Origin of the sequence: Pseudomonas sp. F9001 (genome assembly GCF_013385435.1) — a bacterium.
Classification (GTDB): domain Bacteria; phylum Pseudomonadota; class Gammaproteobacteria; order Pseudomonadales; family Pseudomonadaceae; genus Aquipseudomonas.
Window position 1 is genome coordinate 38985 of sequence record NZ_JACAPX010000009.1, and the last position, 14677, is coordinate 53661.

At 60.9% G+C, this 14677-nt stretch carries 12 protein-coding genes; 10 read left to right on the forward strand and 2 right to left on the reverse strand.

Annotation, left to right across the window (positions count from 1 at the left end; translation table 11 throughout):
- The first annotated feature begins 43 nt into the window (after window positions 1–43).
- A complete protein-coding gene (locus HX818_RS07310) occupies window positions 44–1141 on the forward strand; it encodes a DNA alkylation repair protein (RefSeq protein WP_102604863.1) in 1098 nt (365 codons plus the stop codon).
- Window positions 1142–1291: 150 nt separating this feature from the next.
- Window positions 1292–3151 (forward strand): DUF3857 domain-containing transglutaminase family protein, encoded by a 1860-nt coding sequence (locus HX818_RS07315; protein ID WP_177019727.1) that lies wholly within the window; start codon window positions 1292–1294, stop codon window positions 3149–3151.
- Here HX818_RS07315 and HX818_RS07320 read toward each other — a convergent pair.
- A complete protein-coding gene (locus HX818_RS07320) occupies window positions 3148–4038 on the reverse strand; it encodes a LysR family transcriptional regulator (RefSeq protein ID WP_003211603.1) in 891 nt (296 codons plus the stop codon). The genes HX818_RS07315 and HX818_RS07320 overlap by 4 nt on opposite strands.
- 129 nt (window positions 4039–4167) lie before the next feature.
- On the opposite strand from HX818_RS07320, the gene HX818_RS07325 reads away from it, so the two are divergent.
- The 6 genes from HX818_RS07325 to HX818_RS07350 all read left to right on the forward strand — a co-directional run bounded on the left by HX818_RS07325 (window position 4168) and on the right by HX818_RS07350 (window position 12171).
- Complete coding sequence (locus HX818_RS07325) at window positions 4168–5811, forward strand: GMC family oxidoreductase (RefSeq protein ID WP_177019728.1); 1644 nt, start codon at window positions 4168–4170, stop codon at window positions 5809–5811.
- Between the two features lie 158 nt (window positions 5812–5969).
- Window positions 5970–7592 carry an MFS transporter gene (locus HX818_RS07330; protein ID WP_003211608.1) on the forward strand — a complete coding sequence of 541 codons (1623 nt, stop codon included), beginning with the start codon at window positions 5970–5972 and terminating at the stop codon, window positions 7590–7592.
- A gap of 234 nt (window positions 7593–7826) precedes the next feature.
- The gene (locus HX818_RS07335; protein WP_177019729.1) at window positions 7827–9776 is read left to right on the forward strand and encodes a DNA topoisomerase III; all 1950 of its coding nucleotides are present in this window, start codon (window positions 7827–7829) and stop codon (window positions 9774–9776) included.
- A gap of 135 nt (window positions 9777–9911) precedes the next feature.
- A complete protein-coding gene (locus HX818_RS07340; protein ID WP_003211614.1) occupies window positions 9912–10352 on the forward strand; it encodes a CBS domain-containing protein in 441 nt (146 codons plus the stop codon).
- A gap of 14 nt (window positions 10353–10366) precedes the next feature.
- A complete protein-coding gene (locus HX818_RS07345) occupies window positions 10367–11215 on the forward strand; it encodes an NAD-dependent protein deacetylase (protein WP_102604860.1) in 849 nt (282 codons plus the stop codon).
- A gap of 626 nt (window positions 11216–11841) precedes the next feature.
- Complete coding sequence (locus tag HX818_RS07350; RefSeq protein WP_102369380.1) at window positions 11842–12171, forward strand: hypothetical protein; 330 nt, start codon at window positions 11842–11844, stop codon at window positions 12169–12171.
- A gap of 64 nt (window positions 12172–12235) precedes the next feature.
- On the opposite strand, the gene HX818_RS07355 is transcribed toward HX818_RS07350, so the two are convergent.
- Window positions 12236–13144, reverse strand: coding sequence for a LysR family transcriptional regulator (locus HX818_RS07355; protein WP_177019730.1), 909 nt, complete (start codon window positions 13142–13144; stop codon window positions 12236–12238).
- Window positions 13145–13277: 133 nt separating this feature from the next.
- Here HX818_RS07355 and HX818_RS07360 point away from each other — a divergent pair, with 133 nt between their 5' ends.
- Window positions 13278–13976: a CoA transferase subunit A gene (locus HX818_RS07360; RefSeq protein ID WP_008435892.1), complete on the forward strand. Its 699-nt coding sequence runs from the start codon at window positions 13278–13280 to the stop codon at window positions 13974–13976.
- Between the two features lie 31 nt (window positions 13977–14007).
- Window positions 14008–14667, forward strand: a complete 660-nt coding sequence (locus HX818_RS07365; protein WP_003211625.1) for a CoA transferase subunit B — start codon at window positions 14008–14010, stop codon at window positions 14665–14667.
- Window positions 14668–14677: the final 10 nt, after the last annotated feature.

Consider the following 14677-nt stretch of genomic DNA (forward strand, 5'->3'; position numbering starts at 1 on the left):
TGGTTAGCCTCGTGGGCATCTCTGGCTAACCGCGGACTTGCCCATGACCGACCAAAGCGCCCCGGCCCTGAAGGAAATCTTCAACGCCGAACGCCTGCAACACATCGCCAGCGAAATGACCGCGGTGTACCCGGCGTTCGACGCCAAGGGTTTTCTCAAACACGCCAAGGCCGGGTTGGCAGACTTGTCGGTGATGCAGCGCATGGCGCGGGTCAGCGAAAGCCTGAACGCTGTGATCCCGCTGGATTATCCGCAAACCCTGAAGTTGCTGTATGCCCTGGCCCCTCGGCTGAACAGCGCCTTTGTCAGCCTGTTCCTGCCCCACTACGTTGCCAGCTACGGCGGCGATGATTTCAAGCGCTCCATGGCTGCCCTCAAGTATTTCACCACCTTCGGCTCCGCCGAGTTTGCCGTGCGGCATTTCCTGCTGAGGGATTTCAAGCGCACCCTGGCCGTAATGCAGCAATGGTCGCTGGATGACAACGAACACGTGCGACGCCTCGCCAGCGAAGGTTCACGGCCACGGCTGCCATGGTCGTTTCGCCTGGCCGAGGTGCAGGCCGATCCGAACCTGTGCGCTTCGATCCTCGACAATCTCAAGGCCGACAGCAGCCTCTACGTGCGCAAGTCGGTGGCCAACCACCTCAACGACATCACCAAGGACCATCCGGATTGGGTGCTGGGCCTGATCGAAGGCTGGTCCCTGGATAACCCCCACACCGCGTGGATCGCCCGCCACGCGCTGCGCAGCCTGATCAAGCAAGGCAACACCCGGGCGCTGACGATCATGGGCGCCGGGGCCAGGGCCGAAGTGAAGATCCATCAACTCAAGGTCGAGCCGGCGGCGATCAAGTTGGGGGAGCGGATCAACCTGTCCTTCAGCCTGGAGTCCACTGCCGATTCGTCGCAAAAGCTGGTGGTCGACTACGCCATCGACTATGTGAAAAGCGCCGGTCACAGCGCGTCCAAGGTGTTCAAGCTCAAGGCATTTACCCTGGGTGCCGGAGAACATCACGCCATCAGCCGTGGCCAACATATCCGTGAATTGACCACGCGCAAGCACTATCCCGGCAAGCATGCGGTTCACGTGCTGGTGAACGGTGAGCGGCTGGGAAGCGTCGAGTTTGAACTCGAAAAATAATCCTTAAAACATTAACGAAGGCTCTAGATCGGGCCTTACAGCGAAATTAATTGTCGGACAATGCTAGGCATTCGTGTTGCGATCCATTATCATCCGGCGCCTTCTCGGTACCCCTAGGGTACTTGTGTCAATGTTCCACCTGAGGCGCCCATGCTCCGTTTTTCGTTTTACCGTCCCCTGATCTGCATCAGCTGGGGGCTTGCCAGTCACAGCGCGCTTGCCGCCCTGCAACCAATGGCCGAAGCCCCGCTGGCCAGCGACACCGAGCTGCATTGCCACTTCAACCGCGACGCCAGCGTCGACTGCACTACCCGCTTTCATTACACCATCCTCAAGCCAAGCGGCCGCGAAATGCTCTCGCGGATCGACTTCAGCTACCAGGAAGAAGACGGCTTCGAACTGATCAAGGCCGAGTCCACCCAGCCCGGCGGTAAACCTGTGCCCCTGGACCCGACGCAAATCGACACCCGCACCGCCCCCAATCCGGACCAGGGTTTTTCCCGGGAAAAACAGACCTCGCTGGCGTTTCCCAACCTGCGGGTCGGCACGCAAATCCGCTACACGGTGCGCGAACATCACCCGGCCAAACCGCTGATGACCGAGTTCTACTACGCCTTGCAGTTCGGCCCCAACGCCGCACGGCGCGACCACTTCAAGGCACGCTTCACCGCCGAGCGGCCGATCGAGTGGCGCAGCGAATTGATGGAGGATTTCAGCATTACGCCATCGGCCAATCGCAAGACCCTGGACGTGGTGCAAAAGGCCCCGACCTACCTCAGCTACATCAACGAATCCGCCAACGCCTACATACGCCACGCCCCGCGTATCGAAGTCGGCAGCTCCCTGGATCGCCAGCAGTACTTCGGCGGCTTTGCCGAACGCTACAACCAGATCCTCGGCGCCAAGCTGCCTCCCCAGGGCGCCGCCGCCGTGGCCGCCGTTCGCGGCTTGCCACCGGCACAACAGGTGGCCGGCCTGATGCAGCACATCAACGACCACTACCGTTACCTGGGCGACTGGCGCGCCTCGGATCGCGGCTACGTACCCTTCAGCCTGGCGGAGATCGAACAGCACGGCTACGGCGACTGCAAAGACCTTTCGACGCTGCTGGCAGCCATGCTCAAGGCCAGCGGAATCAAGGCCGAGCCCGCCTGGGTCAGCCGTGGCGATGTGGTTAACCCGCTGCTGATTCCCGGTACCGGCGCGCCGAACCACGCCATCGTCCGCGCCGAAGTCGATGGCCAGGTGTGGTGGCTGGACCCGACCAACCCGATCTTCGCCCCCGGCCAGACCCTGCCCGACATCCAGGACCGCTGGGTGCTGGTGACCAACGCCGAGGGCCAGGTACGTGAAGAACACATCCCGCTGCAACCCGCCGCCCCCACGTTGATCCTCGACAAACAGGAGCGCTTCGACGCCCAGGGCACCGCCCGGGTCTCGGCCACCGTTGATTTTCGCGGCATGCCGCTGATGCAACTGAGCGTCGCCGACCGCCAGCAAGGCGCCACCGCCAGCGACCAGAACATCTGCGACAACTTCGGCAAACAGATCACCGACTGCCAGGTCGAGCGCCCCGCCACCGCCTTCTTGATCCCGGCCAGCTACAAGGTCAGCGCCACCCTGACGGACATGCGGCCCCTGGAACCGCTGGGCAACGACCACGTCTACAACGATGCCTTGCTGCAAGAGAAATGGGACGGTCTGCTCAACTACCGCCGCAATGGGCAACTGGCCGACTTGTACATAGGCAACCCCGAGACGCTGGATTACACCATTACACTGTCGGGTGGGCAGATCGACAAGGACATCAAGGCTTGCCAGGTACGCTCGCCGTGGTACGACCTGGACCTGACGGGTGAGCGCGTCAAGGGCGACTGGCGTTATCACTACGTCCTGACGCAGAAAATACGCTGGCTGACCCACGATGAAATTGTCAGCGCGCCGTTTGAAAAGATGATCAAGGAGATCCGTGCCTGTGGTGAGCAGGTGCATCAGGTGGTGAAGCTCTAACCCTCCCCCAGCAAAACCCCTTGCTCCCGCGCGCAGAGTTCCACCAGGTAATCCCACAACACCCGCAACCTTACCGACTTGTGCAACTCGCGCCGGGAGCTGATCCAGTAGCTGCGCTGGATGCTCTCCGCCGGCAGCAGCGGCACCAGGTCCGGGTCGCTCGCCGCCATGAAGCACGGCAATACGGCAATTCCCAACCCCGAGCGCGCCGCCTGGTGCTGGGCGATCACGCTGGTGCTGTGGAACACCACTTTGGGGTTGCGGCAGAAGCTGCTGAGGAATTTCAATTCCTGGCTGAACAGCAAATCATCGACGTAATCGATCCAGGCGTGCACCGCCAGGTCCTCGCGTTTTTCAATCGGCGGTGTGCGGTCCAGGTAGCTGCGGCTGGCGTAGAGTGCCAGGCGGTAGTCGGTGAGTTTGCGGGTCACCAGTTGGTCGACGCTGGGGCGTTCGAGGTGGATGCTGATTTCCGCTTCGCGGTTGAGGATGCTGACAAACCGTGGCACTGCCAGCAGTTCCACTTCCAGGCCCGGGTAGCGTTCGAACAGGCCGCCCATGCGACTGGCCAGGAACATCACGCCCAAACCCTCGGCCACCCCCAGGCGGATCTTGCCCAGGGGCGCGGCGGAATGAGTCAGTTCTTCTTCGGCCAGCAGCGCCACGTTTTCCATGGCTTCGGCATGTTTGAGCAGGGCTTCGCCGGAGGGCGTGAGTTCGTAACCCTGGGCGTGCTGCACGAACAGCGCAGTGCCCAGGCTTTTCTCGATGGCCTCGATGTGCCGGGCCACGGTGGCGTGGGTGGTTTTCAGGCGTTGCGCCGCCGTGAGCAAGCGTCCGCTACGCTGTAACTCAAGAAAGAACCGCAGATCATTCCAGTCGAACATGCCTTCCCCTTCTTCCCTTGAACAGCAGCGTTGTCTAAAAACGCACAGCAGCTGGGTAAAAACTAACATTTTTAAGACGAAAACTAACAACTAGGATGGGACCAATAAGAAAAACAAGCGAGGTCACAGATGCATTCTGCAGCTGCTGAATACGATTACGTGGTGGTAGGCGCCGGCCCGGCGGGCTGCCTGCTGGCCAATCGACTGTCTGCCAACCCTGCCCATCGCGTGTTGCTGCTTGAAGCAGGCGGTCGCGATAACTACCCCTGGATCCATATTCCCGTCGGCTACCTGTTCTGCATCGGCAACCCGCGCACCGACTGGTGTTTCAAGACCGAAGCCCAGGAAGGCCTGCAAGGCCGTGCGCTGAGCTACCCGCGCGGCAAGGTGCTGGGCGGGTGCTCGTCCATCAACGGCATGATCTACATGCGCGGCCAGGCCCGGGATTACGACGGCTGGGCCGAGGACAATCCCGGCTGGGCCTGGAAGGATGTGCTGCCGCTGTTCAAGCAGAGCGAAAACCATTTTGCCGGTGCCTCGCAATTTCACAGTGACGGCGGTGAATGGCGGGTTGAGCAACAGCGCCTGCACTGGCCGATCCTCGATGCGTTTCGTGACGCGGCGCAGCAAAGCGGTATCGACAGCATCAGCGACTTCAACCAGGGCGACAACGAAGGCTGTGGCTATTTCCAGGTCAATCAGAAATCCGGCGTGCGCTGGAATGCGGCCAAGGCGTTTCTCAAACCGATCCGCCAGCGGCCCAACCTGACGGTGATGACCGAGGTTGAAGTCGACCGCGTACTCCTGGAGAACGGCCGTGCGGCGGCGGTGGTTGCTCGCCAGCATGGCCAGCCAGTCACGTGGCGGGCGCGCAAGGAAATCATCCTGTGCGCCGGCTCCGTCGGTTCGCCGGGCATCCTGCAACGCTCCGGTATCGGCCCCTCCAGCGTGCTCAAGCCTTTGGGCATCGATGTGCTGCACGAGTTACCCGGCGTGGGCGGCAACCTGCAGGATCACCTGCAACTGCGCCTGATCTACAAGCTGGAAAACGCCCGCACCCTGAACCAGATCGCCGGCACCGTGTGGGGCAAGATGGGCATGGGCCTGCGCTACCTGTACGACCGCAGCGGCCCACTGTCGATGGCCCCCAGCCAGCTTGGCGCGTTCGCCCGCTCCGGGCCGGAGCAGACGTCGGCCAACCTCGAATACCACGTGCAACCGCTGTCCCTGGAGCGCTTTGGCGAACCACTGCACGGGTTCCCGGCCTTCACCGCTTCGGTGTGCGACTTGCGCCCGCAAAGCCGTGGCCGCATCGACATTCGCTCGGCCAACCCGGCAGACGCACCGCTGATCCGCCCCAACTACCTCAGCCATCCGGAAGACCTGCGGGTAGCCGCCGACGCCATTCGCCTGACCCGACGCATCGTCTCGGCGCCGGCCCTGAAGCAATTCAACCCGGTGGAGTACCTGCCCGGCGCAGAACTGCAGACGGACGAACAACTGCAGGAAGCCGCCGCCCGCATTGGCACCACGATTTTCCATCCAGTGGGCACCTGCCGCATGGGCAGCGACAAGGACGCGGTGGTCGACGCCCAACTGCGAGTGCACGGGGTTCCCGGCCTGCGCATCGCCGACGCGTCGGTCATGCCACGCATCACTTCAGGCAACACCTGCTCACCGACGCTGATGATCGCGGAAAAAGCCGCGCAGCTTATCCTTTCGCCGAACACAAGGAGCCTCGCCCCGGAGAAAGAACTGACCTTACCGGCTTGACCTGCGGGAGCCCGGCTTGCCGGCGATGGCGTTTTCAAGTGTTGTGCACAGCTTGAGAGCGCCATCGCCGGCAAGCCGGGCTCCTACAGGGGAATAGCGGCGCCGATGTGGCGCCGACAGTGGAACAACAATAAATAATCACTGTGAGGGCTACCCAAATGTCAGAACACGCTCAACCCCTGGGCTCCGCCACCAAGGCGCGAGACAGCAACGACACACAGAAAGTCATCTTCGCCTCCTCCCTCGGGACGGTGTTCGAGTGGTATGACTTCTTCCTCTATGGCGCACTCGCGGCGGTAATCAGCAAGCAGTTCTTTGCCGGGGTCAACGACACCACGGCGTTTATCTTTGCCCTGATGGCCTTCGCCGCCGGCTTTGTGGTGCGCCCGTTCGGCGCGCTGGTGTTCGGTCGGCTGGGTGACATGATCGGGCGCAAGTACACCTTCCTCGCCACCATCATCCTGATGGGCCTGGCGACTTTCTGCGTCGGCCTGCTGCCGACCTATTCGAGCATCGGCATTGCCGCACCGATCATCCTCGTCGCGCTGCGCATGCTCCAGGGCCTGGCGCTGGGCGGCGAGTACGGCGGCGCAGCCACCTATGTGGCCGAGCACGCCCCGGCGGGCAAACGCGGCTTCCACACCAGCTGGATTCAATCCACCGCGACCCTCGGCCTGCTGCTGTCGCTGCTGGTGGTGCTGGCGTGCCGTTACTTCACCGGCGACCAATTCGAAGTGTGGGGCTGGCGCCTGCCGTTCCTGCTGTCGATCGTGCTGTTGGGCATCTCCACCTGGATCCGCCTGAGCCTGCACGAGTCGCCGGCGTTCCTGAAAATGAAAGAGGAAGGCAAGGCCAGCAAGGCCCCGATCCGCGAGTCGTTCGGCAAATGGGAAAACCTCAAGATCGTGCTGATTGCGCTGTTCAGCATCAACGCCGGCCAGGCAGTGACGTTCTATGCCGCGCAGTTTTATGTGCTGTTCTTCCTCACACAGTTTTTGAAGATGGATCCGGCACTGGCCAACATGCTGCTGATCATCAGCGTGGTGATTGGTGCGCCGTTCTTCATCTTCTTCGGCTGGCTTTCGGACAAGCTGGGGCGCAAGCCGGTGTTGATGGTCGGCCTGCTGCTGGCCACCGCGCTGTACTTCCCGATCTTCAAGGGCCTGGCGCACTACACCAACCCGGCGATGGACCACGCCAGCCGCCAGTCGCCGATCACCGTATTGGCAGACCCGGCCACCTGCACCTTCCAGTTCGACCCGGTGGGCAAGGCGCGTTTTGACAGCCCCTGCGACAAGGTCAAGACCTTCCTGGTGAAACAGGGCCTGCCGTACGAAAGCGCGGCCGCCCCGGCGGGCAGCGCGGTGCAGGTGAGCGTGGGTGATGTGCGTATCGACGGTTACGACGAAGCCGCCCTGAAAGGCGCGGTGACCCTGGCGGGATATCCGCAATCGGCTGATGTGGCCCAAGTCAACAAAACCATGGTGGTGGTGCTGATCGTCGCGCTGATCCTGATCGCCGCCATGTGCTACGGCCCGCTGGCAGCGCTGATGGTGGAGCTGTTCCCGACACGCATCCGCTACACCTCGCTGTCGCTGCCATACCACATCGGGAATGGCTGGTTTGGTGGCTTCCTGCCGACGGTGTCGTTTGCGCTGGTGGTGTACACCGGGGATATTTTCTATGGGCTGTGGTACCCGGTGGTCATTACCGGGGTGAGCCTGATCGTGGGGCTGATTTGCCTGAAAGAGACCAAGAACGTCGATATCGACAATAACTAAACGTCGATCCGGCCGACGCTGGAGTTTCAGTGTGGGAGCGGGCTTGCTCGCGAAAGCGGTGTGTCAGGACCAGACTTGTTGGCTGGCCCACCGCGTTCGCGAGCAAGCCCGCTCCCACATTGGGTTTAGCACCAGACACACAAATTGCTGTATATCCATCCAGATAAAAGTTGCCCAATTCTGATTTATTGCCCATCCTGCTCCCCATTCAATTGCGTAGCGAATGTGGTGACCATGCGGCTGTTCCTCTGTGAAAAACCGTCCCAGGCCAAGGATATCGCCGCCGTGCTCGGCGCGACCCGGCGTGGCGACGGTTGCTGGCTGGGCTCAGGCGTGACGGTGACCTGGTGCATCGGCCACCTGCTGGAAACCGCCCCGCCCGACAGCTACGACGCCAAGTACAAGCGCTGGGTGCTGGCCGACCTGCCGATCATCCCCGAGAAGTGGAAGATGCTGGTCAAGCCCAAGACCGCCAGCCAGTTCAAGGCGGTCAAGCGTCTGCTGGGGGAAGCCCAGGAACTGGTGATCGCCACCGATGCCGACCGTGAGGGCGAGATGATCGCCCGTGAGCTGGTGGAGCATTGCCGTTATCGCGGCCCCATCCAGCGGCTATGGCTCTCGGCGCTCGACGACGCGTCGATCCGCAAGGCCCTGGCCTCGTTGAAGCCCGGTGCTGAAACCTTCAGCCTCTACCATTCGGCCCTTGGCCGCTCCCGTGCCGACTGGCTGATCGGGATGAACATGAGCCGCCTGTTTACCCTGCTGGGCCAACAGTCCGGCTACCAGGGCGTGTTGCCGGTCGGCCGTGTGCAAACCCCGACCTTGCGCCTGGTAGTGGACCGGGACCGCAGCATTGCCGACTTTGTACCCGTCGCTTATTGGGCCATCGATGTGGATCTGCTCCACGACGACATCACCTTTACGGCGCAGTGGCGCGCAACAGAAGACGCCTGTGACGATCAGGGCCGGTGCCTCAATCCGCAGCTTGCCCGGGACGCCGCCAATGCCATGAGCAACGCCGCCAGCGCCCGGCTGGTCAAACTGCGTACCGAGCGCATGCGCGACGTCGCGCCCCTGCCCTTCGACCTCGGCACCCTGCAGGAAATCTGCTCGAAAAAGCTTGGCCTCGGCGCCCAGGAAACCCTGGATGTTGCCCAGTCGCTCTACGAAACCCACAAGGTCATCACTTACCCACGCAGCGATTGCGGCTACCTGCCCCTGAGCCAGCACGGCGACACGCCGAAAATTCTCGCGGCGCTGGGGCGGGCCGATCCGGCGGTGAATGAATTGATGCCACATATCGATCCGAAGCGACGCTCCCGAGCCTGGAACGACGCCAAGGTCAGCGCTCACCACGGCATCATTCCCACCGGCGCCGGCAAGGATGTCGGGCAACTGACCGGCAAGCATCGCGCGGTTTACACCCTGATTCGCGCCCGCTATCTCGCGCAGTTCCTGCCCAACCACGAATACGACCGTACCCAGGCAGATTTCGATTGTGCCGGTGAAGCCTTGCGGGCTGTCGGTAAAGTCATCGTCGAGCCTGGCTGGAAACGCGCATTGCCGGAAGCATTGGCGCCGGCCAAGGGCCGTGAAGCACCTGCGCCGCAGTCCTTGCCAAAACTGGTTCAGGGGCAGGACTACGCCGTGGCCAAGGTCAACCTCAAGGACCTGTGGACCCAGCCACCCAAACCCTTCACCGAAGGCGACCTGATCAAGGCGATGAAAAACGTCGCCAAGCTGGTGGAAGACCCGCTGCTCAAGCAAAAGCTCAAGGACACCACCGGGATCGGCACCGAAGCCACCCGCGCCGGGATCATCCAGGGCCTGCTGGACCGCGGCTACCTGGTGAAAAACGGCAAGGCGCTGTCGGCAACACCCGCCGCTTTCAGCCTGATTGATGCAGTGCCACGGGCAATTGCCGACCCCGGTACCACCGCTATCTGGGAGCAGGCACTGGACATGGTACAAAGCGGTGAGATGAGCCTGGAAGAGTTCGTCGCCAAACAGGCCGCATGGATGAGCAAACAGGTGACCCGCTGCACTGGCATGCGCCTGACCATCAGCGGCCCGGCCAGCCCGGCCGGACGTGGCGCCACACCGTGGAAAAACAAACGCAAACCGGCCAAGCGCAAGACGGCCACCAGCCCGAAGCGTGCGGCAAAACCGGCAAACAAGGGCTGAGAAGCACTAAGAAATCGCGACAATGACGTTTTTCGACGGGATGTATGCCGCTTTGGACCTTGCCCTGCTGCAGGCCATCCAGGATTCTGTAGGGCCTGCTAACCTCCCAACAATAACAACACCGGAGTGGCCTCCATGAAAACCGTTGCCCAAGTGCTGAAGTCCAAAGACCAGCATAACCATCAAGTCCACACCATCCCCCACGACCATACGGTATTTGAGGCCTTGATCGTGATGGCTTCGAAAAACGTCGGGGCCTTGCCAGTGCTCCAGGACGGCAAGGTGGTGGGCATCATCAGTGAACGAGACTATGCCCGTAAGGTCATCCTCCATGGATTGTCTTCGGTGACGACCAAAGCCCACGAGATCATGAATTCACCGGTGATCACCGTCGACACTCACCAGACTGTCGAGACTTGCATGACGATCATGACTGACCGACATCTGCGGCACCTGCCTGTGGTGGAGAACGGCGAGCTCCTTGGCCTGCTGTCCATCGGCGACCTGGTCAAGGAAGCGATTGCCGAACAGGCCGACCTGATCAAACAGCTGGAGCAGTACATTCGCGGCGAATAATCATTGGGGACCCCATGCTCGATACCCTGCAACATCAAGTCGATAACCAACTCGACAGCCTGCACCGGGCCATGTCCCAACGGCGCTTCCTGGTGCTGACCGGTGCGGGTATCAGCACCTCTTCGGGGATTCCCGATTATCGCGACAGCGAAGGCGTGCGCCGGGGCAAGGCGCCGATGATGTACCAGGAGTTCCTGGCAACCCCGCAGGCGCGCCGCCGCTACTGGGCGCGGGCGATGCTCGGCTGGCCGAGGGTGCGTGTCGCGCAGCCGAACGCGGCGCATATCGCCCTGGCCACTCTGCAGCAACGTCAGCGCATTGCCGGGCTGATCACCCAGAACGTCGACACCCTGCACGATCAGGCTGGCAGCCATGATGTGATCGAACTCCACGGCAGCCTTCACCGGGTGCTATGTCTGGATTGCCAGCAGACCAGCGACCGGAACCTGATCCAGCGCCAAATGGAAGCGGAGAATCCGTACCTGGCGGGTGTGGATGCCGTTCAAGCCCCCGACGGTGACACCCTGCTGGACCCGGCCTTTGAAGGACGTTTTCAGGTGCCCCGCTGCCCCCACTGCGGCGGGCAACGGTTGAAACCGGACGTGGTGTTTTTCGGTGAGAACGTCGCCCAGGGCACGGCAGCCAAGGCGATGGCGGCGGTGGATGACGCAGAAGGATTGCTAGTGGTGGGTTCGTCGCTGATGGCGTATTCAGCGTTTCGGTTGTGCAAGGCGATGGTCGAGCAAGGCAAGCCCGTGATTGCCATCAATCTGGGCAAGACACGGGGCGATGAGTTGCTGCAACTCAAGATCGAAGCCTCCTGCGAACGTTTGTTGCCGTTGCTGGCAGAACGCCTGGGATAGCCCAATCCTGCTTTTCTGTGGCGAGGGAGCTTGCTCCCGCTGGGCTGCGCAGCAGCCCCAAAACCGACAACCGAATGATTCCTGCAGAACCGCAGTCAGCCTGGTGGGGGCGCTTCGCACCCCAGCGGGAGCAAGCTCCCTCGCCACAAAAAGCCCCCGGATCCCGCGACCTGCCCGCACGAAAAGTGACGCCCAAGTCATGTTTTCCGCTCACACCCCCGCCCTGCAAGGATTTATGTAGTGCTCAAAAATAATCACTACATAATCGTTGACGTAACCGTTTTGTAATTGCATGATTCAAGCGTCTCCCGGATCGGGAGCGTTGGTAACACGCGTTTTGAACAAGCTCGTCTGACCGCCGAGCTGTTTTTTCCGGATGTGCACTGCCCACAAGGCAGATTGATGAAGCTGACCGGTCCGAAAGGATCGGTACAAGGAGCTCAAACGCTGCTTGTCTTCGTTATGAAACCATTGCGTAGCAGGTCATCAGCAAGACTACATGCATCGGTTCAAGACCCTGCCCGTATTCGGCAGACAGTCGCTGACGCCCGGTTTTCTGAGCCGGAGACAACTTAGTAGTTTTAACGGATCAACTAGAGATCGCCAACTGGTCAAGGGGCTTACACATGAATCTGAACAACCAACCAACTATCGATGAATTGGCTGAGATGTTCGCAGCGCAGAAAGACACGCTCGACGACCATATCCTCTGGATTGGTAAATCGGGCCAGGTCCATATTGACTGCCTGGCGCCCCACACCGTGGAAGAAGAGTTCGACAGGAATAACCGTGAACTGGCAGCGCGCCTGAAGATGTACCGCCGCGGCCAGGGTTATGTCGGCAAGAAAGCCGCCGCCGATCGCAACTTTATCGAGCAGGTCTTCCATACACTTAATACCGAGTGGCAGAACCTTAAAGGCCATTCGCACGTTAAGGTGATCGACAGATACTGCTGATAACTACGCACTTATCACTTAAGCCTGCTCGCTTAAAACGAGCAGGCTTTTTTATAGCCGACGGTTATTGCAACAACGCCGGGAAACGCCCCTTCCCCGCCTCATCGCAAAAAATATCAAACATGGCCTGGGCCGCCGCTGAAAGTTCGTGGCCGGGCTTGGTCAGTACACCAATCGGCCGTTCGATCACCGGATCGCTCAAGGTGATGCAATGGGCGCCTGCTTCCTGCATTTGGCGTGCACACAACGCCGGCACTGCACTCACGCCCAAGCCACTGGCAACCATCTTGCCCACCGTCGCCAGTTGATGGCTCTCCAGGGCTACGGGCAGCTTCAGGTCCAGCACCTTCAGGTGTTCTTCAAGCATCACTCGTACCGTGGACGGGCGCTGCAAGGTGATGAAGGGTTGTTCCAGCAGGGTGTGCCAGGCGATATCGGAGCGGCGTGCCAATGGCGAGTCACCGGGCACCACCGCCACAAAGCGGTCCACATACAGCGGGGTGAACACCAGCGATGAGCTTTCCGACGGTTCAAACGCCACGCCCAACTCCACTTGGCGATCGCGGACCATTTCCAGCACCTGCTCGTTGATCACGTCATTCACCGTTACGTTGACCTGGGGATAGCGCGCGCGAAAAATCTTCAGGATCGGTGGCAGCAGGTTTCCGGCAAACGACGGCATCGCCGCCACCGTTACCCGCCCGCGCTGCAGGGTGAAACGCTGGCGCAACTCATCCTCGGCATTGTCCCAGTCGGCGATCAGGCGCCGGGCCAGGGGCAGCAGGGATTCGCCTTCAGGGGTCAGCGCGACATTGCGCGTATTGCGGCTGAACAGGCGCCCGCCCAGGCCTTCTTCCAGGCCTTTGATGGTCAGGCTCAAGGCCGACTGGGAAAGATGCAAACGCTCACAGGCGGCCGCAAAGCTCAAGGTCTGGGCCACGGCAAGAAAGGCGCGCATCTGTTTAACTGTCATGAAGCTTCTCTCGATGGCTGAGGACTATGCTGTTTTTTAAATCAATCAACCTTAAAAAACAACTTAACAAATCAATCCGTCGGCGCAACACTCGGTTCATATGGCTGGCCCACAAACAATAAAAGAGGTGCATATGGCAGGTTTTGATAAACGCGTAGCGTCCTATGAAGAGGCGCTGGCAGGCCTGGAAGATGGCATGACGGTTCTTGCCGGTGGTTTTGGCCTGTGCGGCATCCCGGAAAACCTCATTGCCGAAATCAAGCGCAAGGGCACCCGCAACCTGACCGTGGTCTCCAACAACTGCGGCGTCGACGGCTTCGGCCTGGGCCTGCTGCTGGAAGGCAAGCAGATCAGCAAGGTCTTCGCGTCCTACGTCGGTGAAAACGCGCTGTTCGAGAAGCAACTGCTCAGCGGCGAAATCGAAGTGGTCCTGACGCCCCAAGGCACCCTCGCCGAAAAACTGCGCGCAGGCGGTGCCGGCATCCCGGCCTTCTTCACCGCCACCGGCGTCGGCACGCCAGTCGCTGAAGGCAAGGAAACCCGCGAGTTCAACGGTCGCCCGTACCTGATGGAAGAATCCATCACCGGCGACTTCGCCATCGTCAAAGGCTGGAAAGCCGACCACTTCGGCAATGTGATCTATCGCCATACCGCCCAGAACTTCAACCCGCTGGCCGCCACCGCCGGCAGGATCACCGTGGTCGAAGTCGAAGAAATCGTCGAACCGGGCGAGCTGGACCCGGCGCATATCCACACCCCAGGGATCTACGTCGACCGGATCATTTGCGGCACCTTCGAGAAGCGCATCGAACAGCGCACCCTCCGCAAATAATCCACCAGCCCAAATAATAAGGAGACAAAAAATGGCTCTTACCCGCGAACAAATGGCTCAACGCGTCGCCCGCGAAATGCAGGACGGTTTCTACGTCAACCTCGGCATCGGCATTCCGACCCTGGTGGCCAACTACATCCCAGAAGGCATGGAGGTCATGCTGCAGTCGGAAAACGGCCTGCTGGGCATGGGTCCGTTTCCTACTGAAGAAACCATCGATGCCGACATGATCAACGCCGGCAAACAGACCGTCACCGCGCGCATTGGCGCGTCGATCTTCTCCTCGGCCGAGTCCTTCGCGATGATTCGCGGCGGCCATGTCGACCTGACCGTGCTCGGCGCGTTTGAGGTCGATGTACAGGGCAACATCGCCTCGTGGATGATCCCCGGCAAGCTGGTCAAGGGCATGGGCGGCGCGATGGACCTGGTGGCCGGTGCCGAGAACATCATCGTGATCATGACCCACGCGTCCAAGGACGGTGAGTCCAAGTTGCTGAGCCAATGCAGCCTGCCGCTGACCGGCGCCAACTGCATCAAGCGCGTGCTGACGGACCTGGCCTACCTGGAAATCGAAAATGGCGCTTTTGTCCTCAAGGAACGCGCACCTGGCGTCAGTGTTGAAGAGATCGTCAGCAAGACAGCCGGTAAACTGATCGTCCCGGACCACGTTCCAGAAATGCACTTCCAGTGAGGACAGATTC